Here is a 23,850-nt window from a genome sequence, read left to right on the forward strand (position 1 = left end):
CAAAATATTGCAAAAATAGAATTTTTTTATTATTTTTTTACAGTTTCCTCATTTAATAATTTTTATGCTCTAATTATTATACTTAATTTATCATTACCTGTTGTGTAAACAGGATGAGAATTTTCAATAATCTACATCCTTTAGTAAGAAAAAATCAATACATTCACGATAAATTTACCTCATATCTGTGTTTTATATGTGGAATTTCGAATGGAAAATTATGCAGGCAAAGAAAGAAGAATAGTGAATATAGTTACTCAACATTGGAGTGATATAAAAGGATCAGATAGAGAATGGCCAGAAAGACATGAAATAGACACTGCAGAAATCATGGAGTCATGGCAGCATTGTTTTATCATTGAAGTTAAAGATCGAGGTTATATTTGTGAAAATGCAGGAGAAAAAGCTATTGAATTCTATGGTTTTGAAAAAAAGATGTACATCGATGATAAGTATGCAATTGATGCACCATTTTTGCGGCTATATAAAATAGATGCAGTTATTGATAAACTTGAGACTGTAATAGAGAGTAAATGCTCAATTAACGAAGAGGAAGAAAGTGAAAGTGTTAAAATGAGGCAAGTATTGTTGCCAATTGGAGATAAAGAAGGTATAACACATATACTGGGTGTGATTACATTCAAGCTGCTTTAAAATACAATTTTAATTTGATTTTTTAATAAAGTTATCTATACTCATACTTAATTACTAATAAAGAACTAAATAGTGATGTTTGTAAATTTGTTTAGAATATGACGAAAATAAAATTAAAAACCAAATCTTCTGTCAAAAAGCGCTTTCACCTTACAGCTAAGGGTAAAGTCATCTCTACTCAGTCAGGTAAAAGACATGGTATGGTAAAGAGAAGTAAATCTAATATTCGTAATCAGCGTGGTACGACGATTCTTAGTAAATCTGACTCGCGTATAGTTAAGCTTTATATGCCTTATGGTATTTAACAAAATGGAGGTAAAATAAAAATGGCTCGAGTAAAACGTGGAGTCACTACTCATGCTCGTCATAAAAAAATATTGAAACTAGCAAAGGGTTATAGAGGACGGGCAAAAAATTGTTATAGAATTGCATTACAAAGAGTTGAAAAAGCACTCCAATATGCTTACAGAGACAGAAGAACCTGTAAACGTGATTTTCGTGGTTTGTGGATAATACGTATTAATGCAGCAGTAAGAGAACATGGACTTACTTACGGTAGATTTATGCATGGTCTTAAACTTGCTGAAATTGATTTAAATAGGAAAATTCTTGCTGAGATGGCTGTTAATCATAAGGATGATTTTGCTAAATTAATAGAAATTGTAAATAGTAAGTTAGCTTAAAGCAAAAACACCATGAGAATTATTTTCATGGGGTCACCGGAGTTTGCTGTTGGTGCGTTAAACTTACTATTGAAATTACAGAGTGAAATAGTAGCAGTATATACCAAAGCTCCAAAACCTTCTGGACGTGGGCAGAGGTTAACAAAATCCCCAGTACACATCGTTGCTGAAAAAAGTGACATAGAGGTATGTACTCCTGCCTCTTTAAAATCTTCGATAGAGCAAGAAAAGTTTGGAAATTTTAAGCCAGACGTTGCAGTTGTTGCTGCGTATGGATTGATACTTCCAAAAGAAATTTTAAATATTCCCAAATATGGTTGTATTAATATTCATCCATCATTACTGCCTAGGTGGCGCGGTGCAGCTCCGATACAGCACACAATTTTAGCCGGAGATCAAGAAACCGGAGTTAGCATTATGCAGCTAGATGAAGGATTAGATTCTGGCCCTATTTTAAAACAGAAAAAATTTCTTATTGAAGAAAGCGATAATTATAAGACGTTGTATGATAAATTGTCTGAATTAGGTAGTGATTTACTGCTGAAAGTACTAAACGAAATTGAAAAGCAAGTTCCCTTAAAACAGAGCGATAACGATGCGTGCTATGCTGACAAAGTAAAAGACTATAAAATTTACGCAAGTGACGCCTGTGAAATTGCTTATAGAAAGGTTAAAGCATTTTATCCAAAAGCATTCATTAAGGTAGAGAACAAACGTATCAAGATACTTGATGCTGAATTTGAAGCTTTCACTTCAGGACAAGGTGAGATCATTAATGATAATATGCATATAAGTTTAAAAGGTGGTACTTTAATTCCTAAAGTTGTACAAATGGAAGGAAGAAATCCTTGCGATATTAAAGATTTTGTTCGTGGCTTAAAATCAAGTTTAACAAAAAAATTTATAGAATAGACTACTTTGAAAGGAGGGTGAGGAGAGCTAAAGCAACTTCTACAATTTGGTATTCCGCTGCTTGTTAGCGGAATCTACAACAAGATAACGCGTTTTGGTGTACGAACATTGCAATTTGCAGGTAATTTGAGTAATAGATGGTCAGTGCTTGACACTGGAATCCAGTTTCTATTACCTGGTGTGCTCATTTAAAGTGAAGTTTTCTGGATCCCAGTGTCTGGGGACTGGGATGACATCTTTCTTGGTCTCTTGTATCACAATGTTCGTACAGCTATGTGCTTGTTAGCGGAATCTACAACGAGATACCGCAGTGGTATGACGTAGTAGCTATATATAGACAAATTTTCTTTTCTTAGATATAATCTTAAGAAACCTTCCATATGAAAATTAAAAGAGCTTTAATATCAGTATACGATAAGACAAATATAATTGAACTTGCATCGTTTTTGATGCAGCAACAAATAGAAATTCTCTCAACAGGGAATACTTATAAAGTGCTATCAGGTGCGGGAATAAAAACGCAAGAAGTTTCAGATTACACACAATTTCCAGAAATACTAGATGGCAGAGTGAAAACTTTACATCCTAAAATTCATGGAGGAATACTCTGTGATCGAAAAAGGCACGAAAAGGAAATGCAGAATCTAGAAATTAAGCCGATAGATCTGCTTATAACTAACTTATATCCATTTTGGAAAACGGTTAATAGCAACTCAGGTGAGAAGCAAATCATAGAACAAATAGATATAGGTGGAGTAGCATTAATTAGAGCTACAGCAAAAAACTTTCATTTCACTTCAGTGATTTCTAGCATTCAAGATTACGAAACACTGAAAGCTGAGATGATCAAAAATAACAATCAGACAACATTAGAATATAGAAAACATCTAGCAACTAAAGCATTTGCTCTGACTGCACAGTATGATTCTAATATTTACAATTGGTTTTTATCACAGGGTAAAAGCAATGAGTTACCAGAGTTTTTTACTTTATATGGATGTAAAGCACAAGGACTCAGATATGGTGAAAATCCTCATCAAAAAGCTGCATTTTATAGCAATCAATTTAGCAAATATCCACTGGAGAAAATACATGGAAAAGAGTTGAGCTATAATAATATAGTCGACATAGAGTCTGCACTTAACATAATTTCTGAGTTTCAAGAACCTGCAGCAGTGATAATAAAGCACAATAATCCATGTGGCGCTGCTGTTAGTGATAGTGCTTTAAAAGCATATGAAAAAGCTCTATCATGTGATGAAATAAGCAGTTTTGGTGGAATAGTTGCTTTCAATCGGGAGATAGATTTCAAGCTAGCAGAGAAATTAAACGAGATATTTTTGGAAGTGGTGATAGCACCATCGGTAAACAAAGAGGCACTAAAAATTTTACAAAAAAAGAAAAATTTAAGAGTGATTATTCATCAATCTCTTCAGCAAAATGCAAAATATCAAATCAAAAATGTTGTTGGCGGGTTCTTAGTGCAAGAAAATAATAACCATACAGTAAAAGTAGAAGAAATAAACCGAGTGACAGAATGCACTACAACAAAAAAAGAGAAGGAAGATCTTATTTTTGCTTGGAAAATATGTAAACATGTAAAATCCAATGCAATAGTGATAGCAAAAGACGGTTGTGCTATTGGCATCGGTGCAGGACAAACAAGCAGAATAGATAGTGTGAATATTGCAGTAAAAAAAGCAGGTGAAAAATGTAAAGGCGCAGCGCTTGCTTCAGATGCATTTTTTCCATTTCCAGATAGTATAGTAGAAAGTGCAAAGCATGGAATTACAGCTATAATTCAGCCAGGTGGCTCATTGAAAGATCAAAACGTGATAGCAGCTGCAAATGAGAATAAAATTGCCATGTTTTTCACTGATGTTCGTAACTTTCTCCATTAAGCTTTGTATCTTGTCAAAATTATACCCACACAGGGCTTTGTTGCATAGCAGCTTATAGGTATGAAAATTGTAGTAAATTTATGTAGTTACTTTAAACTCAACTATACCTATCTGTAATTGTAAGCTGTACTCTTGAGCTCCTGATGCGATTTATAGCAAATCCTAAAATGCCTTGCTGTTTTTCCTTATAGACATTCAGCTTACCTTGTACATTAGTCTATCTGGATGACATTTTACTTTTTCTAGAATATAATAATTCCCTAGAAATTACCCTACTCAATTCTATTGTACCTTGTTTAACATTGAAACATGAGTCTGAAATCTAGAAATTTTTTAAGAACAAAAGTTATTCTAAGTTTTTGTTGGTAAGAAAAACTGGATTACAGCTCCATGCACTGGAATGATATCTAGGTCTAAAGTCTACATAAAAATCGTTTACAATCGGCGTTCAATGTGATAAGTTGAAAGCAGTTTATTCCTCGGTAGCTCAGTGGTAGAGCAGTTGGCTGTTAACCAATTGGTCGCTGGTTCGAATCCGGCCCGGGGAGCACTATTTTATACAATCTGTACATTTCACTTTTAGCCCAAAATTCACTACTTTTTTTTTGTCTATTAAACAGACAAAACGTGTGAAGTTATATAGGTTTAAAGCCTTTACTGTCAAAATGCAAAGATGTCTGCGCTTCACTTAGCTTGCTATCTGGCTCCTCTCCTATTTTTCTTTTATTACATTTCCTTTTTAATTGAGGAAGGACATTTTTTGGCAATGTTTCATCAATACTGCAATAATTGTAAATGAGCGAAGTAAGACGCACCAAATTTCCACTCGCCAAAGTCTGTACATCTCTGTAATTAATGCTGTTATCATATACTTTAAGTGTAATAAGATTTTTAAGGTTTTCACTTGCTGCTAAAGCCTCTACACCTTCATTACTGATTTCATTCCATCCTAAACTCAGTAAAGTAAGCTTTTGAAGGTTTCCACTTGCTAAAGCTTTTGCCCCCCTATCGCCAATTTTATTATCATATAATTTAAGCTCAGTAAGACTTGTAAGATTTCCACTGGTTAAAGCCTCTACATCTTCATCACCAATTCCGTTTCCTCCTAAATCAAGCGAAGTAAGATTTATAAGATTCCCGCTTGCTAAAATCTTTACATATTCTGTAACAACATAACTGCAACTTAGATCAAGTGAAGTAAGATGAGAAAGCTGAGCTAATTCTTTTATAACCTCATAATTAATTTTTGAACATCGTAAAATAAGTCTTGTAATGTTTGTATTGCTTTTTAAAAAGTTTACTAATCTATCAACATTAATTATAGCAGCTGATGTTGCTAAAGTATTACCCTTTACATATTGACTATAACTCATTTGACCTCACTATTAAAGCTATGCAAGTGTTTTAGTAAACACTTCAGCAACTGTCAATCACTTTAATAAAATATTTTATGAAAAACTTCATATACCATTGCCTCCAAGCAGCTTTTTATATCTCTTATTTTAACACAAAAGTTGTGAGAAGAGTTTGTTTTTGGTATCATCGGAGGTTCTCGATGATAACTTTTATATGAACTTTAAATCAGTCGTTTTATGTATATTAGATGGCTGGGGTAATGGAATAGAAAATAGTAAATACAACGCTATTAGCAATTCAAATCCACCTTGTTGGCAACATATTAGCTCTAATTATCCAAAGTGCAGTTTATCTGCCTGTGGAACTGATGTTGGATTACCAGAAGGCCAAATAGGCAATTCAGAAGTTGGTCACATGAATATTGGTAGCGGTAGAGTGGTAATGCAAAGCCTTCAGCGTATTAATCAAGCAATCGAAACGATAGAAAATAATGCAAATCTACAGAATTTTATTAATGATCTAAAAAGTAAGAATGGCATATGCCATATAATGGGATTGATATCAGATGGCGGTGTTCATTCGCATCAAAAGCACATTTCAGCTTTAGCAAACAAGATATTACAGCGCGGAATTAAAGTTGTAATACACGCATTTTTAGATGGCAGAGACACACTGCTAAATTCAGGGAAAAGATGCATTCAAGAATTTACAGAAAGCATAAAGGAAAATGATATAAGAATCGCCACTGTCTCTGGGCGTTATTATGCTATGGACCGTGATAATAGGTGGGAAAGAACAATTGAAGCTTATGAAGCCATCGCATTTGCAAAGGCGCCTCGTTATGATGATGCAGTATCGCTTATTGATGAAAATTATCAAAATAATATAACCGATGAATTTATCAGGCCCGCAATAATAGGCGATTATCAAGGTATAAAACCAGAAGATGGATTGCTATTGGCTAACTTTCGTGCTGATCGAATGATACAATTGGCAAGTATTTGTCTTGGTAAAGCAGGCTATACTGAAGTGGCAAAATTCTCTTCAATTTTAAGTATGATGCAATATAAAGCGGACTTAAAAATCCCTTATCTCTTTCCTCCTGAATCTTTTGCCAACACTTTGGGACAGATAATAGAAGACAATAAACTACGGCAACTGCGCATTGCTGAAACTGAGAAATATGCGCATGTGACTTTCTTTTTTAATTGTGGAAGAGAAGAACCTTTTTCTGGTGAAGAAAGAATACTCATTCCTTCACCAAAAGTTAAAACTTATGACCTGCAGCCTGAAATGTCAGCCTTTGAGCTCACAGAAGAGCTTGTAAAAAAAATTTCTTCTCAAGAATTTGCGCTGATAGTTGTAAACTACGCTAACCCTGATATGGTGGGACACACAGGTAATATAAAAGCGGCCGAGCAAGCTGTGCTCGCTGTAGATGATTGCCTTGCAAAAGTACTCAGCGTTGTCAAAGAAGTGGGTAATACTGCACTCATTGTTACAGCAGACCATGGTAATGTGGAATGTATGTTCGATGAAGAAAATAACACACCTCACACAGCGCACACTCTAAATAAAGTTCCATTTATTATATCTTGTGAAAATTTAAAACTGAGAGATGGAAAATTATCTGATATTGCTCCTACTATTTTACAGCTACTTGGACTTAAAAAGCCAAACGAGATGACAGGTAGTTCGTTAGTGCGTTCCATGTTGCTATAACTCTATTGTTAAGGGTTGAGGAAATAAAACACTGTGTATAGAAGATAGCATATCTATTTGCTGCTCTAAATGATCATGCTCAGCTTCCACATTAGAGTACCGAATATTATTCTTCCCTACATATACAGATAAAGAACCATCATCTTCAACTGCTTTGTTATTTTGCAATACTATATTAAAAATTTCTTTCTGTTTTAAAGCATCGAACCAATCTTCAACTGTCGTATAGAAAAACTCACCCGTTCCACTTTCCGGACACACTTCTGGAGAAATCTTTAGCACATCATGAGAAAGTGGTGGAGAAAAATAGCTCTTGAATGAGTAGCTGGGAGAATTGTAGTTATTGTGCAGAGCGATAACGTGATCTTGACCAGGAAGTAAAAAATCTAAAATTCTTTCTGCAAAGTTTCTAACAGCTCTCAAAGCATCTTCTGAAACACTGCCAAACTCTCTTAAGCTAGCTTCTGCACCTACATCATCAAACATGCGATTGGGATCGAATTCATACCGCTCACCATTTAAGTAAAATTCTACATTACGCGGAGTACCATCACCATGAGTAATGTATAGCATTCTTCCACCAAACTGCTGGAGTATATGCTTACCAGCCCCTTTTGAAGTTACTTCATTTTGATGCACATTAATAAAATTGATCCCACTTGTATCGCTACTTTTAATAAAAAGCTTAACCGTGGTATCACCCAACGCTAGATCATATTCTTTAGTGTCGATGTTTGACATTCCGCTGCTATCAATAATCAAAGCAAAAAATAGTACAAATTTTACTTTATGTTAGTTATAAGCTTTTATTTTTAAATTTCTTGCTGTCAACATTAATGATTCATTAAAGAAGTTATCAGCATCACTAATGCTACCTATGCTTTTTGTATTGATAGATTGGTCAATTCTTTTAACTAGATTAGATAAAACTTTGTTAGGGCCAACTTCAACAAACTTATTAGTGCCATGGCTTATCATATATAAAACCATCTCTCTCCATCTTACTCTACTTACAACTTGCTTAGCGAGCAAAGCTCTTATGATCTCTGGATCACTTTCTTCCTTAGCTGTAACGTTTGATACAAAAGGAATCGAAGGGCGAGTTATGTTGATGCTTTTTAAAAATTCCAGAAGTTTTTCATCAGCAGGTTTCATAAAAGATGAGTGAAAAGGCCCACTAACTTGTAATTTTATCATTTTCTTGACACTTGAGTTTTTGAATAAATCAGGTAAGACCTCAAGAGCCTCTGCAGTACCACTCACCACTACCTGCCCACCACCATTATCGTTTGCAATTTCACAATCAATTTGAGCTGATTTTAATATACCTTCTACTTCACTTATTTCTGCTCCAAGTAGAGCAAACATTCCACCTTTGCATTTTAGTGAAGCTTCATGCATTGCTTCGCTACGAACTTTTAGCAATTTGACTGCAGACTCAAGCGTCAATGCCCCTGCAGCACACAGCGCTGTATACTCGCCAACTGAATGCCCACAAACATACTGAACGCTGTAAAGAGATTCACCAAATACGTGCTTCATAACACGTAGCGTTGCAATTGACACCGCCATTATAGCTGGCTGAGCGTTTTCCGTGATGGTTAATTTCTCAATAGGGCCATTGAAAATCAAATGAGACAGCTTTCTACCCAATATGTCATCTACTTCATCAAATACGTTCCTTGCAACTGAAAATTCATCATATAAGCTCTTTCCCATTCCTACAAATTGGGAGCCCTGACCAGGAAAAGCAAAAATCATAAAAAATTTTTCATTCTTCATTGAGAATACTACTTTATTTATTTTTTGTCAATATTTCACAATAATGATTGACCAAATGAACCAGATTCACTAAAATCTTAGCTGGTAAGAAATTTGTAAGAACAATGGCAGAAATCGATTATCACAAAGTTACTATAGTTATGACAGATGGTCAAGAGTTTGAAACTTATTCCACTTATGGAAAAGAAGGTCAAAGAATAAAGCTTGATAGAGATCCTCTTACTCATCCTGCATGGACTGGAAGTTTGACAAGCGGTTCAGGGGAAAAGGATAGTAAAATAGCTAAGTTTAATGATAAATACGGGAGTCTTTTTTAGTTCCTCCCCTCTTTATTTAACATGTATAAATATAAAAATGTAGGCTATATTGCTTCTTCGCTACCCAAGTCTCAGGAAGTATCTAAACTACTACAGAAACTCAATTTTATCAATATAGCAGAAGCAGGTAAGCATGAAGTTGATCTGCTGATAGTTGTTGGTGGCGATGGTTTTATGCTATGCACCCTACACAACTACGTCATAGGAAATAAAGATATACATGTGTATGGAATAAATACCGGTAACGTCGGATTTTTGATGAATAAATGCTTTGAAGATCTAATTGATCATATAGAACATGCAGTTCCTACTCAGCTAACTTTACTAAAAATGGAAGCCACAGACATAAGTGGCAAAAAACACCATTACATCGCAGTAAATGAAGTGTATGTCTTTAGAAATGCAAATCAAATAGTGGAGATGAATATTACCATTAATGATAAGCTAAAAGTAGAAAAATTCAGAGGAGATGGAATTATATTGTCTACCCCAACAGGTAGCACTGCATATAACTTCTCTGCCGGTGGGCCAATCTTACCACTTAATTCAAATTTACTTGCACTGACTTCCATCAATAGCTACTACCCAAGGCGTTGGAATGGAGCGTTAATCTCAAATGATACAATAGTGCAAATTGATATCAACGACGTGGAAAATCGTCCAGCACTTGTAGTATCAGATTACAAGGAATTTCACGACATATCGCAGGTAAAAATACAGAAAGATCACGAAAATACAGTCACTCTACTTTTTGACAAAGATTGCCCTTTGAATGAAAGGATCTTTGATCAGCAGTTCTTATACTAATATTTATTCTTAAATTAGTATTCACTATATCTTAATAACTATAGCGTAATCAACATAACATTGTAATTAATTTTGGAGCGAATATGCCTGAATCAGGAAATAAAGATAACGTCACACTGGTTTCTCATACAACGGTGAGTGAAAATAGTGCAGCAACTCAACCAACACCAGCACCTAGAAACACAGCGTTACAAACAAATTCGGCTAGCGAATCAAGTTCTGATGAAGAAAGGCAAAAAGAATCGAATGTGAACAGTTCAGAACCTATTTATGCATCCATAGAGCAAAATACAGAATCTCCAAAAAAGAGTTCAGATAGTGTATCAGTTAGCAGATCACCTTCTCAAGAAACAGTATACAGCGAACCTTGGAATAGTCAAAAAACATTAGAAAATTTAAAAGAAAGAGTGAAGGCAAATCCAACTCCTCCACCATCATATCAAACAGATGGCTCTGAAAAATCTTTGCTTGGAGATAATAAAAAGACAAACAGATTTTTACAGAAAGTAAAATATACGATGCAAAAGAAGAAAGTTACAATGCCTTTTGTAGGTCTTATTACGGCATGTTGTATTACGTCAATCGTTTTAGCTGTGAAGCAAAGAGAATTCATTGGATTCATCGGCAGCATAAATCCTGTTACTATATTTGTCGGAGTATTAGCGTCTTGTTTAGCCTTGGGAATTATGTGGGAATTTATGCAAGCAGTACGTACTAAGGAGCACAAGATCACAAAAAGAGATACTCAAGAAGTTTTAGATGAGATATCAAATACACTTTCAAAAGACAAGAAATGCATCAAATCTTTGGTATTAAAATATAGCAACGGTAATCGTGTTTACTTTACGTTTCACTCTCTTCCAGAAGAAGCAAAAAGTGATCCGAAGATCGTAGAACTTACAGGCCAGCCAATCTATTACAAGAGTAAAGTAAATTCATTAATCAATGATAGAATATGGCTTCCTATCTTAGGAACAGTTCTTATTACTGGAAACATAACCTTCCCTTTAGCACTTTATTCAACAGGTGGTTTGAGCAACATAGTAAGTTCATACACAAATCCTACTATTTACTGGCCAATCGTTGCAATTTCAGGCACTCTACTGCTTTTCACTTTAGCTTGCACAATTCATCATTGGAGCAAAACTGATTTTAAAGATTACTTGTTATTAGATACAAAAGATGCTAATAGTGAAAATCCTAATGAAACAGCTAATGAAACAGCTATTAAAACTGTAAAAAGCAGTCAAGAAAAGATTAGTTCAAAATTGTTACAAGTAGTTGCTGAACGATGTGGCCATCCAGATATTACTTATATTATTAATTAAATCTGGCTCGTACTTCTTTTTATCGCTATTCCAGTACTGTAACTGCAACGTTTTGAAGATTTACACTTGCTAAGACCTTGCTATTTTGATAGCTTGAGATGATGACAAGGAAGGGGTTTGTTTATGAAAAAAGGTTTAATATTTATATCTTTAGTAGCGGCTGTATTGATAGTCGTTAATTTTTTATATAAAAATAGCGGAATTGATGATTCACAAGTAGTAAACGTTTATTCATCTCGTAAAGAAGAATTAGTACATAGTTTGTTTGATGATTTTACAAAAACCACTGGCATCAAGGTACGTTATATCATTGACGATTATTCCCAATTGCTTTCACGTATGGAAAATGGCGGTGAAGCTGATTTGTTTTTAACTGCAGATGCAGTGAATTTGATTTTAGCCAAAAAAAGAGGGCTCTTATCTCAAGTGGATTCAGAGACTCTAAAAAATGCCATACCTGCAAAATTTAGAGATAATGAAGATTATTGGTTTGGTCTCACAAAAAGAGCTAGAATATTGGTTTACAATAAAGAATCAGTAGATCCTAAGGAATTAAGTACCTATGAAGATTTAGCGAATGAAAAATGGAAAGGGAAAATATTAGTACGCTCTTCCACAAGTCCATATAACCGATCATTGATCGCTTTTATGATTGCAAAAAATGGTTTTGAAAAAACAAAAGAATGGGTGAGTGGAATTGTAAGCAACATGGCAAGAAAACCAAGCGGTGGTGACACAGATCAAATTTATGCTGTAGCCGCTGGTGAAGGCAATGTTGCAATAGTAAATAGCTACTACTTTGCAAGAATCCTTTCATCAGAAAATAAAAAGAATATCACAGAAAAGTTAGGAGCTTTCTTTCCGAGTGATGGTGTAATGGTGAATATTAGTGGTGCAGCAGTAACAAAAAACGCAAAACACAGAGAAAATGCCATAGCTTTATTGGAGTTTTTTGTAAGCAAACAGGCTCAAGAGCTATATGCTAAAAAAAATCAAGAATATCCTATTGTTGAAGGTATTGAAACTTCTGATGTGTTAAAATCTTGGGGAAATTACCTACAAAGTACTCTGCCTATAAGTGAGCTTGAGAAGCATCTCTTTGAGGCTGTTATGATAGCAGATGAATGTAAGTGGAAATAAAATTTTATAGCTTCCTTCTACTTTACTTTACAGTTGTGTAATTGAAATTAAGAAAGTAGAATAAGCTCAAAAAAGGAGCTATGGACAAGAGAAGGAATTTATTAAATATCTCAGACCTCACAATCGGTGATGTAGAAAATATAACTAAATTAGCCAACCAATACCTTGAAGAAAAAGTTGAAAATAGTCATGTTCTGAAAAATAAAATAGTCATAAACCTATTCTTTGAAGATTCAACACGTACGCTCGCATCTTTTGAAATAGCAGCAAAAAGCCTTGGAGCAAATGTTATAACTTTACCAATAAAATCTTCTTCTATTAACAAAGGGGAAGATCTAAAAGATATGATAAAAACACTAAATGCAATGAATCCTGACTATATGATAATCAGGCATAAAAGTAGTGGTATCATTAATACACTGGCAAAGTATGTTAACTGCTCGTTAATCAACGCAGGCGATGGAAGCAGTGAACACCCAACTCAAGCTCTTGCAGATTATCTCGTAATTATCAGTCATAAAAAGCAAATAAAAAACCTCAAAATTGTGATATGTGGAGATATTTTGCACAGTAGAGTTGCAAGATCAAATATAAGATTGCTAAAAATGTTTGGAGCAAAAATAAGCTTAGTTGCACCACCAGCTTTGATGTGTAAACATTTTCCTGAAGTAGATTCACTTCACTACTCACTAACTGAAGGTATAGAGGATGCTGACGTCATTATGCTTTTAAGATTGCAGAAAGAGCGCATGAATAATAATTCTTCAGAAAAAGAATATTTTCATTTGTATGGACTTGATTCACAAAAACTATCGCACGCAAAACCAGATGCAATTGTTATGCACCCAGGACCAATAAATAGAGGTATCGAAATTAGCAATGATATAGCAGATTGTGTTATTTTACAGCAAGTAAAGTTTGGATTAGCAACGCGTAAGGCAGTACTGCACTATTTAATAAATGTTTAAGTTAAAAATTAATGTTTAAGGAATTTTAGACATAATGACCCTCCTATAAAGAAAAGATTTAGAAAAATATAACACACCTTATGACAGAAATTAAGCGTACGTGTACGCACTGAAGTAGACTGTGCTATATTTTTTATTGAGAAATTAATTGAAAAGTCTGCAGACTTGAATAAGGTGGATTTCGAGCTCTAAAATACCCTCATTTTTACTGATAATAATCAACTTACCAAATGTGTCAAGTATTTTTTTGCATTTAATTTACAACTACGAACGTTTATTTGCAAAAAATACTATAAACATAAAATGATAGATGTCATAAAAGTAGCCAGTACTGGCATCCAGTTAAATTTGTGAGTTAAAAGTTATGCTAAAATATAACGTTTCTAATGATGATGGAAAATGGATCCCAGTGTCAGCTACTTAGATGACATTGTTTAGTACGCAAATTACCACAATGTTCATACAGCTGTATACTGATTTCTTTAATGTCCGTACAGTTGTATGTCAGCTACTCAAATGACAATTTCAAATAAAACCTAGATAAAAGAGAAAAATAAATTTTTACATAATCATACTTGTACAATAACTAAAGCACTTTTTACTGTAGATTAATCATTTGATTATAGTATCATTTTAATTAAGCCTATATTTGCAATGTTTATGAAATATAAAGCATTCTTCATACTATTAATTGTTATATCTAACCTGCTTGCTGCAGAACAGCCTGAAGAAAATAAAAATGAAAGCAGTATAAATCAAGAAGACGTATCGAAAAGCAACACTGATGCTGAAAAAACTTCTCCGCTTCTGAGCGAACTCAAAGAAAGCACAGACCCAACAAATGTAATCAATGAAGAAGTACCTTCAAGTAATCAAACAAACCTACAGTCTGAAGAGGAGACTAATATAAAAGATACCAAAGCTCTAACAAGTCCTTTATCAGAAGAAAAAAAAGAAGAACCTGAAGAGAAGAAAATCAGTCACAATAATCAAACAAACCTACAGCCTGAAGAGGAGATTAGCAAAAAAGACACCGAACTTTCAACAAGCCAATTAACAGAGAAAAAGAAAGAAGAACAGCCTGAAAATATAACACCTGTGAAAAAAGAAAATGAAGAAAGCGAAAAATGGACAAAGCTAAACAAAGAAATAAAAAAACATAAAAGCAAGTCTATATATAAAAGACAATATGATAGCCTAAATGAGCACCTTCCTAAAACTATATTTACTGATGATTACAGTAAGCAATTTTTTTACTGCATCAAGAAGGGCAACTTAATTTGTCTAAGAGGAGTAATAAATAAGCTAGAAAAAATTGGATTAACAATTCAAGAAATACTAAGATTTAGAAATAAATTGGGTGATACTCCTCTAATTTATGCAGTGAAACAAGATGAAATAGACACAGTTCGCTTTCTCTTATTACAAGGTGCTGATCCTAGAGTAGTTGATAATAATTTTAAGTCCCCTATTGAAATAGCAATCGAAAGGAATCAGATCAACATAATAAACGCAATTGCCGAAATGATGCCATACCTTTTAGAGGATAAAGAAATAAACAATCAAGAAAACTCAGAGATGTATAACTTTGCTATAAAAATAAAAGAAAACACGTGTGATGCAAAAGATAATTAGACTTTTGATATTAATTTTAGTTGGTCATTTATGCTATGGAGATGATGCAATCAATGATTTTTTAAGCGCTCTGCATGATGTAAAATACGTATCTTACAATACAAAAGATTTTGCTAAATTTTTAGTACAGTGTAATAAAGCCAGCATACCACAAGATTTTAAGAAAGGTTTTGGTCCTAATTTAAATGGTGCTAATTTTAGTCAATTGTATTTAAGCAAATCTATTTTTGATGGAGTAAGTTTAATTGGTGCCGATTTTTCTAACACCGATTTATCAGATGTGTCTTTTATCGATGTTGATTTACGTGGTGCCAATTTTTCCAATGCTAATTTACATGGCGTTAAAATAAAAGGCACAAATTTAAGTTTTTCAAAATTTGCTTCTACAAATTTAACAGATATCATATTTGATCAGTCTAATATCAGTTATGCTGATTTTATCAATTCTAATCTCAACAAAGTAAGTATGCGTAATATAATTGGTTTGCATACCAAGTTTTTGAATGTAAAAATGAATTTCTCCAATTTATCAAACTCAAGTGCCAGCTACATCAATTTTAGTGATAGTGAAATAAACGACACTGTTATGCAGAAAAATAATTTCGACAACGCAAGTTTCTTTGGAGTGGATGCACATAAGCTCAAGGTACAATTTTCTTCATTAAAAAATGCTAACATATATGGTGCAGAAATAAAAAAATCGGATTTTACAGGTAGCAATCTTTCAAACGCCTATTTTAATTCTTCCATTATAGTCAACAGTAATTTCGAAAAAGCCAATTTAAGCAATTCACAAATTTCCTATGTGAAAGGGGATAATTCAAACTTCATTAAATCTATACTAAATGGTTCCAAGATAAAACATGCATATGTTTTCGAAGCAGACCTTCAGGATGCTGACTTATCTAATATTGATTTTAGTTTTAGTGAATTGTATAAAGTTAACGCCTATGATGCTAACATTTGTCACGGAAAGTTTCATAATACTAAAGTTGTGAATTCTGACATGAATGGTTCGTTCTTTGACCATTCATTGTTTACCTCTGCAAAAATAGAAGATTCAGATCTTTCCACAACTTCAATGTATAAGACAAAAATTAAAGACTCTCAAATTTATAATAGTACTCTTTCCCACCATAATATGGATTCGAGTGAGATAGAAAATTCAATATTCTTCAAATTATTAGCTGATAATTCGAGCTGGTCTAAGTCAAAAGTCACTAATTCAAACTTTATTGAAAGTGATTTCAAATCCTCCGTGTTTTATGATAATGCCTTTAGAAAGACTAGTTTTTTTCTTAGCAATTTGAGTAATTCAACAGTGAGTGATGTCTCTTTCCTCTCTTCAAGCATATATAAAAGTTCAATTGCTGATATTCATTTAACAGATTGCAAATTTGATAATTCAATTTTGATTGACAATCAAGGACAGACAAAAATTACAAATCTAGAGAATGCCATAACTTCAATTAAAGATCTGCAAGAGAAAATATCGCAGGGCAAAAAATTTGATGTAAATTATTCTTACTTTGAGTTTAAGGATATGAATTTAGAAAATGCTAATTTTTCTAATTCAATATTAAGTAGAGCAAAGTTTGTAAACGTTAATTTGAATAAGGCAAATTTTGAAAAAGCCGATTTACGTTATACTGTCTTTGATAATTCCTCTCTTATTGATGCCAATTTATCAAATTCTAATTTAGAGGGCTCTAGTCTTTTAAACTTTGATTCAAAAAATACAAAGTCTTAAAAAAGCTCTATAATGTACTTGTTAAATAAAGAAAAATGACCGTAAAAAATGAGGGCATACTACTGATTCTATCCTCTCCTTCTGGAGCTGGAAAAACTACTATATCAGAAAAATTACTTGAGCAATCAACTGATTTAGTTATGTCTGTTTCTATGACTACACGCAAACCTCGTCCCGGTGAAGTAAACGGAAAAGACTATTTTTTCGTTACTGAAGAAAAGTTTCACGAACTATGTAAGGCTGGTCAAATGCTTGAATATGCCAAAGTTTTTGAGAATTTTTACGGTATACCAAAAGATTTTATAGAACAAAACCTGAGCAGTGGAATAAGTGTTTTACTGAATATAGATTGGCAAGGAGCATTTCATTTGTTTGAAATCTTAAGAGAAAAAGTTGTAAGTGTTTTTATACTACCTCCCTCAATGGAAGAGCTTAGACTGCGTCTACAAAGGCGTAATAGTGATGATGAAATTGAAATAGAGCGTAGATTAGCCGAAGCGCAAAAAGAGATAAGTAAAAGTAATAAATATGATTACGTAATAATTAATGATGATCTTGATAAAAGCGTAGAAGAGATAAAATCAATACTAAGTAAAGGAATGCTTAAAAAATTAGAAGAAAAATCAAGTTTGAAAGATCTATAAAAACATTGGTTTGTCTCTTTCAGAGCACTCATGCTTCACAGTTTAGCCACATTTATTATTTTTTAAGATAAAATAGTTAAAATAGTAGACAAGTGCTAAAGTGGGGATTTGACTATGACAATAGATTTTCTAATAGAAACTAGTTTTCTGCCTTTTCACCTATATTTCGATAACATCTAGCTCAATTTAAAAGTTTAATACAATTCGTTAACGCCAAATAGCTTTTAATATTGAGGTTTTAATATGAGTATAGATCTAAGTGTATCAGTTACTAATGCAAACAAACCAGATAAATATATAAACAAAAATGAAAAACAAGATAAAAAAGACAAGCAATTGTATAATATTATAGAGAGAAAGGTAAAAAAAGAAAAACATCAGCATAAAAAACCAGGAAGTCGAGATGGAACACTCAAGGAATGTAAAAGGTTATTTAAGGAAGGCGCTAGTCCTGAAGTATTAACTAAATTAGAAAAATCGCTTAGAGAACAGGAAAAATATCACAGATATTATGTCCAATGTTTCCTTCCAGTGCTAGGTGAAGTAATAGAACGATCGAAAAGAATATCAAATGAAACAAAAAAACAAGTAATTTCTGAAGTCACTAAAAGTTGTTTTAGTAGGCACAGCGAACAAGACAGTGGCTACGGTAGCGATTTTGAAGATGAAATGAACGGAATATCAGATTCTGATAGCGATTTTGAAGATGAAGTAAACGGAACACTAGATAATCATGTTCAATTACTGAAAGCAATCGAAAGTGGAAATAACAGTAAATTTAGAAAATATCTAAAAGATTGCACGAATGTTGATGGTATAAAAGATGAAAAAGGAAATAATATTTTACACCTTATTGCATCGCTCAAAAAGAAACAAAAGCTTAAGTTTCTAGATACCTTGATAAAAATAGCTAACGAGAAAAATTTAGTACAACTTGTTGATAGTGAAAATCAAGAAGGAAAGACTCCTTTTCAGGTAGCACTAATTAACAAGATAATAAAAGGGAAACATGAGTCTAATACAGTTAGAAGTAGCGATAATACACTTAAGTTTCTTGCAAAATTGTTAAAGTATGGAGCCAAGCTAAGCTTACCTACAGAGGATTTAGAAAAATTATCTAAAAAGCAAAATGAATACTATCTTAAATTTTTAGAGAAATTGGCTGAGCGAAAACCAGAAATAAAAACAAAAGTTGAAGAAGTTATAGCCCATACCATAAATACTCCAGATAGTAATGATAATTATCAATTACATTTAGCAATTAAAAATAAAGATGAGAAATCCTTTAAGGAGTTATTGCAAAAAGGAGCAGATATCAACCTTAAAGATGCAAATGGCAATAATGCTTTACACCATATTGCCTTGCTGAGAGGGAAGCAAAAAGTTACATGCTTGAAATTAATATCAGCCTTAGTAAAAGAAAGAAAAATATCTGAAGATAAATTAGATGAATCTATAAAAGCAACTAACAGGCAAGGCAATACACCTCTAGAATTAGCACTAAAGAAAAAAGCAGAAAAAAAAAGTATCGAATACCTATCGCAAGAAACAATTTTTGATTTAGCAACTAATTATGATAATACAACAAAGTTTTGTGCAGCATTATTACAAAACGGTGCTAACCCTGATTCTTTATGGTTAGAAGATCCAGAATTCCATACTAAAAAGTACTATTTAACTTTACGAGATCTAAAAGATTGTTCAAGCACTCCACAGAAAGCACAGGAGAAAGCTAAAGAACTAAAAGAGAAGCTTGAGGAAAAATACCACTGTGGAACTGCTTCGAAAAAATGTCAATCAGGCATTAAAAAGCTAGGTTCTGGTGTAAAAAAAGGAGCATCTGCTGTATGGAAATGCATTGATCCGGGCAGGAGAGCTAGTGTATTGTTAGCAATCACAGTAGCAACTACTATTATTACAATGGTAACACTTTCTTGCTTCCAAGGACAAATTGCAATTGGAGCAGCGTTACCCATCATAGCTATAACAGGAGTGGTGTGTCTGATATTCACTTTGGGACTTAGCGACATTAGGAAGTCTGTTAAGGAATTAACCAACGATAAGCAAAGCCGTAAAGATGATCACCTAGCTGCAAAACAACCTGAAAATATTACTGAACAACAAAATTTAGCTAACAACTCAGCAGAGCAAGAAGTACAAAGATCGTCAGATCAATCAGAGCATACAGAAAGTCCAGCTACTCAAATGAGCAATATATCAATATCACGTCAATTTACAAATATGCTAGATGGATTGACTAATAAATTCTCTTTTCCGGGGCGATGAAATTAATCTCATCGCTCAGAGTTTTTTTAGCAACTTTTTTATAGTCAATTTCTACACTGACTTGGCTTTTCTCTTCTTTAAGCCATGCCATAGTATGTTTCATCCAATTTTTATCATCACGCTCGGGAAAATCTTCACGAGCATGGGCACCTCTGCTTTCCTTACGATTAGCTGCACATTCCATGGTAATAACCGCTTGTGGAATCATATTTGCAAGCTCCAGTGCTTCAACCAAATCACTATTCCATATCATACTGCGATCTTCAACTGCAATTTTAGGCATCATTTTTGCTACTTCTTTTATAGCTTTTTTACCTTCTTCTAAAACTTCAGCAACACGAAATACTGATGCATATTTCTGCATAGTGTGCTGCATTTCACTGCGTATTTTTGCTACTTTGAGCTCTCCAGAAGCAAATCGCATTTTATTAAATCTATCTACTATCCAGTCTGTGCAGTCTAAATGCAATTTTTTATGTGGTGCATCAGGTTTCAATTTTTCTTTTGCTCTGAGCGCTGCAGCTCTACCAAAAACCACAAGATCAAGAAGCGAGTTAGAGCCAAGTCGATTTGCACCATGTACAGAAACACATGCCGCTTCTCCAATTGCAAACAATCCATCCACTACTTCTTCCTTACCTTCCTTCAGTGTTATCACTTCTCCATGATAGTTGGTTGGAATACCGCCCATGTTGTAGTGAACAGTTGGAATAACAGGTATCGGATCTTTAGTAACATCAACTCCTGCAAAGGTTTTTGCTGTTTCACTAATACCTGGCAATCTGAGTTTGATCACTTCCGGATCAAGATGCGATATATTCAAGTACATATGATCTTTCTTTGGCCCAACTCCCCTTCCCTCTCTAATTTCAATTGTCATTGCTCGACTTACTACATCACGAGAAGCCAAATCTTTTGCCTTTGGCGCATAACGTTCCATAAACTTCTCACCCTGAGAATTAACGAGGTACCCACCTTCACCGCGGCATCCTTCCGTCATCAAGCACCCTGAGCCATATATTCCTGTTGGATGAAATTGCACAAATTCCATATCTTCAAGTGGCAACCCAGCTCTCACCACCATGCCATTACCATCACCTGTGCAGGTGTGTGCACTTGTTGCAGAAAAATAAACACGTCCATAACCACCTGTTGCTATTACCACAGAATGTGCACGAAATCTATGCAACGTACCATCACACAGCGACCAAGCTATCACCCCACAGCATGTCCCTTTGTCCATAATCAAATCGATTACAAAATATTCGACAAAAAATTCAGCGTTAAATTTAAGACATTGCTGATATAGAGTATGAAGAATTGCATGCCCAGTTTTATCTGCTGCTGCACAAGTACGCTGAGCCGATTTTCCTTTACCAAAGTGAGTTGTCATTCCACCAAAGGCACGCTGATATATTTTTCCATCTTCCGTACGAGAAAAGGGTACACCAAAATTTTCAAGTTCAATCACAGCTTTTGCAGCATTTTTACACATATACTCTATTGCATCTTGATCGCCAAGCCAGTCTGAACCTTTTATTGTGTCATACGCATGCCAGCGCCAGTCATCTTCAGCAATATTACTCAAAGCTGCACTAATTCCTCCTTGCGCTGCAACTGTATGACTTCGTGTAGGGAAAATTTTAGAAATGCAGGCAACTGAAAAATTAGTTGCAGCCATTCCAAGTGTTGCTCTAAGCCCTGCTCCACCTGCACCTACTATCACCACATCATACTCATGCTCTATGATTTCATACGCTGACTTATCCATATCCACTTATTTTATCATCACAGGCTTATAATATCACAGAAGTAGAAAAAATCTATACAAGTTTTCTGGATGTAAGCTTCTGAAACAAATCTATAGTAAACGATGTAATAACAACCATAGGGTGTTATGAAAGTAGCTGACATTGGAATGACACTATCATAAAGGAATAAGTGTAGTTATTTGCATAACATTGATGACTTATGCCTATTTAATTAGATCTAAAATTAGATAGAAAAAGGTAATCTTGATAAAACTCATTTACAACAAGTTCTCTCGCACTTGAATTTTCCGTTTGCACTTTTTTGTATCCTAATTTATGGCTTATTGAATCTTTATATGAACTAACTGCTTTATATATCTTACTTACCTCTCCTGGAAAGATACCACCAACAATTATAACGCATAACCCTGCAACTGTTGCAAAAGCTAGAGTTAAACTTTGCCTCCAGCTAGCTTTTTTTTCTTGTATACCAGCAGGGCACAATTCACTTGACATTTCTTTTAGATACTCATGCCACATGTGATTGCAGTTTGTACATTTCACTTTTCTTCCAGATTCACCTATTTGCCCACGAGATACTAAGTAAGTTTTAGTACAATTATGACATTGTATTTTCATAGTGCTTACGTATAAAATAATATAAATTTGATATCAATATGTATATAATAAATGAAAAATTTGCAACTAAAAAATTACAAGATGAGATAGAAAATATTTGGAAAGATAAAGAAAAACTTAACCTAAAACACGAAGCAACATTAATAATCAAAGAGGTAATTGAGTTACTTGACAGTGGTAAAATTAGAGTAGCAGAAAAGCTATCAAGTGGAGAATGGATAGTACATAAGTGGATAAAGCAGTCAATATTATTACATTTCCTCACTGAGGAAAGCAAAATAATAGACAACACCAATTGCTGGTTTGACAAAATCGGTAGTAAGTTTAGTGAATGGAATGAGGAAAAATTTTACCAGTCAAAAATTAGAGCAGTCCCTGGATGTTTTGTCCGCCAATCTGCTTACATAGGTAAAAATGTTGTTCTAATGCCAAGCTTTATCAACGTTGGTGCATACATTGATTCTGGCACAATGATAGACACTTGGTCAACAGTTGGTAGTTGTGCACAAATAGGAAAAAACTGTCATATTTCCGGTGGAGTGGGAATAGGAGGAGTTCTTGAGCCTATTCAAGCTTCTCCAGTCATTATAGAGGATAATTGCTTCATTGGAGCGCGCAGTGAGGTAGCCGAAGGTGTTATAATAAGAGAAGGATCAGTCCTTAGTATGGGGGTGTTTATTGGAGCATCAACAAAAATTATTGACAGAGAAACAAGCAAGATATTTTATGGTGAAGTACCACCTTACTCTGTAGTTGTATCAGGATCTACTCCACCTAAAAACAACATTTCAACCTATTGCGCAGTTATAGTAAAAAAAGTGGACGAGAAGACGAGATCAAAAACTTCTATAAATGAAATATTGAGAATCTAACTACTTACCGTCACTTTTTTTATCATTATTACTAACTATAGTAATGGCATATGCGCATAATTCTGGAAAAGAGATCCCGTTTTCTTGAGACAGCTTGTATAATTTTTGCAAACTTTCTTTAACTTTATTAGGAATGTTTCCTCCACGCTCCTTTGCAAGCCATGAATCTTGATGGTGAATTGGATGAGTATCACCCTTTGGATTTCCTATATATACTGCAAAAGGTGCATTCTGTCCTTTGAAATCACACTGTACAGTAAATTTTTTTATAGACTCAGCCATTTAAAGACCTCTACTTTTCTTTTTAACCGATTTTATAGAAGATACAAGAGGTGGTTTTTTGATAAAATCTTGCCTATTAAACACACTTTCTTTGCCTTCTAAAGCTCGACGAACATCGGCTCTGCTTAGCTGTGACTCTTTTGCTACCCTCATTCCATGCTTTACCATAATATTAGTATATGCTAACACTTTTTTTACTAACTCTAGATCACCATTCAACATTTGAACCAATGCTTGAAATACCTCCGCTAAAGTTAATCCATCAGCACTTACAACCTTATTTTCTACAAAATTGATAGCTTCTTTAAATTTATATTCAATACCATCATCTTGAGGTATAAGGGTAACATAATCCGTATCTTGATTGTCCATAACCAAAGCAATACTACTCATATGTTTTTAAACTTATATTATATATATA

23 protein-coding genes, 1 tRNA gene and 1 pseudogene are annotated in these 23,850 nt (G+C 33.9%); 17 read left to right on the plus strand and 8 right to left on the minus strand.

All coding sequences use genetic code 11. The features are described 5' to 3' along the window. Window positions 1–210 precede the first annotated feature (210 nt). The 4 genes from OOT12_RS01765 (at window position 211) to fmt (ending at window position 2,249) form a co-directional block, all read left to right on the plus strand. On the plus strand, window positions 211–654 hold the full coding sequence (locus OOT12_RS01765) for a PAS domain-containing protein (RefSeq protein WP_007302082.1): 444 nt from the start codon (window positions 211–213) through the stop codon (window positions 652–654). Window positions 655–752: 98 nt separating this feature from the next. Next, entirely contained in the window at window positions 753–959 is a 207-nt protein-coding gene (gene rpmI / locus OOT12_RS01770) for a 50S ribosomal protein L35 (RefSeq protein ID WP_010402777.1), read from the plus strand. Between the two features lie 21 nt (window positions 960–980). After that, window positions 981–1,337, plus strand: coding sequence for a 50S ribosomal protein L20 (gene rplT / locus OOT12_RS01775; protein WP_063630562.1), 357 nt, complete (start codon window positions 981–983; stop codon window positions 1,335–1,337). Window positions 1,338–1,349: 12 nt separating this feature from the next. Beyond that, window positions 1,350–2,249, plus strand: coding sequence for a methionyl-tRNA formyltransferase (gene fmt, locus OOT12_RS01780; RefSeq protein WP_264376296.1), 900 nt, complete (start codon window positions 1,350–1,352; stop codon window positions 2,247–2,249). An 87-nt stretch (window positions 2,250–2,336) separates the two neighbouring features. Here the strand turns inward: fmt and OOT12_RS07435 are convergent. Beyond that, window positions 2,337–2,477: pseudogene (locus OOT12_RS07435) on the minus strand (WPE palindromic element domain-containing protein); the annotation flags it as partial. A 152-nt stretch (window positions 2,478–2,629) separates the two neighbouring features. Between OOT12_RS07435 and purH the strand changes: the two are divergent. Further along, window positions 2,630–4,150, plus strand: a complete 1,521-nt coding sequence (purH, locus tag OOT12_RS01790) for a bifunctional phosphoribosylaminoimidazolecarboxamide formyltransferase/IMP cyclohydrolase (protein ID WP_264374977.1) — start codon at window positions 2,630–2,632, stop codon at window positions 4,148–4,150. A gap of 476 nt (window positions 4,151–4,626) precedes the next feature. After that, window positions 4,627–4,698 (plus strand) — tRNA-Asn (locus tag OOT12_RS01795). 87 nt (window positions 4,699–4,785) lie between these two features. Here the strand turns inward: OOT12_RS01795 and OOT12_RS01800 are convergent. Then, window positions 4,786–5,523, minus strand: coding sequence for a leucine-rich repeat domain-containing protein (locus OOT12_RS01800; protein ID WP_264374976.1), 738 nt, complete (start codon window positions 5,521–5,523; stop codon window positions 4,786–4,788). A gap of 196 nt (window positions 5,524–5,719) precedes the next feature. Here OOT12_RS01800 and gpmI point away from each other — a divergent pair, with 196 nt between their 5' ends. Next, window positions 5,720–7,228 carry a 2,3-bisphosphoglycerate-independent phosphoglycerate mutase gene (gpmI, locus tag OOT12_RS01805; protein ID WP_264685346.1) on the plus strand — a complete coding sequence of 503 codons (1,509 nt, stop codon included), beginning with the start codon at window positions 5,720–5,722 and terminating at the stop codon, window positions 7,226–7,228. On the opposite strand, the gene OOT12_RS01810 is transcribed toward gpmI, so the two are convergent. Further along, window positions 7,223–7,969 carry a hypothetical protein gene (locus OOT12_RS01810; protein WP_264374974.1) on the minus strand — a complete coding sequence of 249 codons (747 nt, stop codon included), beginning with the start codon at window positions 7,967–7,969 and terminating at the stop codon, window positions 7,223–7,225. The genes gpmI and OOT12_RS01810 overlap by 6 nt on opposite strands. A 51-nt stretch (window positions 7,970–8,020) precedes the next feature. Beyond that, window positions 8,021–8,989: an ACP S-malonyltransferase gene (gene fabD / locus OOT12_RS01815; RefSeq protein ID WP_264376335.1), complete on the minus strand. Its 969-nt coding sequence runs from the start codon at window positions 8,987–8,989 to the stop codon at window positions 8,021–8,023. A 125-nt stretch (window positions 8,990–9,114) separates the two neighbouring features. On the opposite strand from fabD, the gene rpmE reads away from it, so the two are divergent. The 9 genes from rpmE (at window position 9,115) to OOT12_RS01860 (ending at window position 19,885) form a co-directional block, all read left to right on the plus strand. After that, window positions 9,115–9,327: a 50S ribosomal protein L31 gene (gene rpmE / locus OOT12_RS01820; protein WP_006013575.1), complete on the plus strand. Its 213-nt coding sequence runs from the start codon at window positions 9,115–9,117 to the stop codon at window positions 9,325–9,327. Between the two features lie 21 nt (window positions 9,328–9,348). Continuing rightward, on the plus strand, window positions 9,349–10,134 hold the full coding sequence (locus OOT12_RS01825; RefSeq protein WP_264377148.1) for an NAD kinase: 786 nt from the start codon (window positions 9,349–9,351) through the stop codon (window positions 10,132–10,134). An 83-nt stretch (window positions 10,135–10,217) separates the two neighbouring features. After that, entirely contained in the window at window positions 10,218–11,462 is a 1,245-nt protein-coding gene (locus OOT12_RS01830; protein WP_264374973.1) for a hypothetical protein, read from the plus strand. 123 nt (window positions 11,463–11,585) lie between these two features. Continuing rightward, complete coding sequence (locus OOT12_RS01835) at window positions 11,586–12,602, plus strand: extracellular solute-binding protein (protein ID WP_149168669.1); 1,017 nt, start codon at window positions 11,586–11,588, stop codon at window positions 12,600–12,602. A gap of 80 nt (window positions 12,603–12,682) precedes the next feature. Further along, window positions 12,683–13,570, plus strand: a complete 888-nt coding sequence (locus OOT12_RS01840) for an aspartate carbamoyltransferase catalytic subunit (protein WP_264374972.1) — start codon at window positions 12,683–12,685, stop codon at window positions 13,568–13,570. Window positions 13,571–14,230: 660 nt separating this feature from the next. Next, complete coding sequence (locus tag OOT12_RS01845) at window positions 14,231–15,205, plus strand: ankyrin repeat domain-containing protein (protein ID WP_264374971.1); 975 nt, start codon at window positions 14,231–14,233, stop codon at window positions 15,203–15,205. Further along, window positions 15,189–16,955 (plus strand): pentapeptide repeat-containing protein, encoded by a 1,767-nt coding sequence (locus tag OOT12_RS01850; RefSeq protein ID WP_264374970.1) that lies wholly within the window; start codon window positions 15,189–15,191, stop codon window positions 16,953–16,955. Before OOT12_RS01845 ends, OOT12_RS01850 begins: the two co-directional genes overlap by 17 nt. Before the next feature lie 35 nt (window positions 16,956–16,990). After that, the gene (gene gmk, locus OOT12_RS01855) at window positions 16,991–17,599 is read left to right on the plus strand and encodes a guanylate kinase (protein ID WP_010406904.1); all 609 of its coding nucleotides are present in this window, start codon (window positions 16,991–16,993) and stop codon (window positions 17,597–17,599) included. 243 nt (window positions 17,600–17,842) lie between these two features. Continuing rightward, on the plus strand, window positions 17,843–19,885 hold the full coding sequence (locus OOT12_RS01860; RefSeq protein ID WP_264374969.1) for an ankyrin repeat domain-containing protein: 2,043 nt from the start codon (window positions 17,843–17,845) through the stop codon (window positions 19,883–19,885). Here the strand turns inward: OOT12_RS01860 and sdhA are convergent. Both sdhA and OOT12_RS01870 read right to left on the minus strand, forming a co-directional pair. After that, complete coding sequence (sdhA, locus tag OOT12_RS01865) at window positions 19,857–21,656, minus strand: succinate dehydrogenase flavoprotein subunit (protein WP_264374968.1); 1,800 nt, start codon at window positions 21,654–21,656, stop codon at window positions 19,857–19,859. The two genes, OOT12_RS01860 and sdhA, sit on opposite strands and share 29 nt — an antisense overlap. A 208-nt stretch (window positions 21,657–21,864) precedes the next feature. Then, window positions 21,865–22,275 carry a zinc-ribbon domain-containing protein gene (locus OOT12_RS01870; RefSeq protein ID WP_264374967.1) on the minus strand — a complete coding sequence of 137 codons (411 nt, stop codon included), beginning with the start codon at window positions 22,273–22,275 and terminating at the stop codon, window positions 21,865–21,867. A gap of 38 nt (window positions 22,276–22,313) precedes the next feature. Here OOT12_RS01870 and dapD point away from each other — a divergent pair, with 38 nt between their 5' ends. Beyond that, a complete protein-coding gene (dapD, locus tag OOT12_RS01875) occupies window positions 22,314–23,147 on the plus strand; it encodes a 2,3,4,5-tetrahydropyridine-2,6-dicarboxylate N-succinyltransferase (RefSeq protein ID WP_264374966.1) in 834 nt (277 codons plus the stop codon). On the opposite strand, the gene OOT12_RS01880 is transcribed toward dapD, so the two are convergent. Then, the gene (locus tag OOT12_RS01880; RefSeq protein ID WP_007302102.1) at window positions 23,148–23,429 is read right to left on the minus strand and encodes a DUF2610 domain-containing protein; all 282 of its coding nucleotides are present in this window, start codon (window positions 23,427–23,429) and stop codon (window positions 23,148–23,150) included. Further along, complete coding sequence (locus tag OOT12_RS01885) at window positions 23,430–23,822, minus strand: hypothetical protein (RefSeq protein WP_264374965.1); 393 nt, start codon at window positions 23,820–23,822, stop codon at window positions 23,430–23,432. Between the last annotated feature and the right edge of the window lie 28 nt (window positions 23,823–23,850).

Source organism: Wolbachia endosymbiont (group B) of Parapoynx stratiotata (assembly GCF_947250635.1).
GTDB lineage: Bacteria > Pseudomonadota > Alphaproteobacteria > Rickettsiales > Anaplasmataceae > Wolbachia.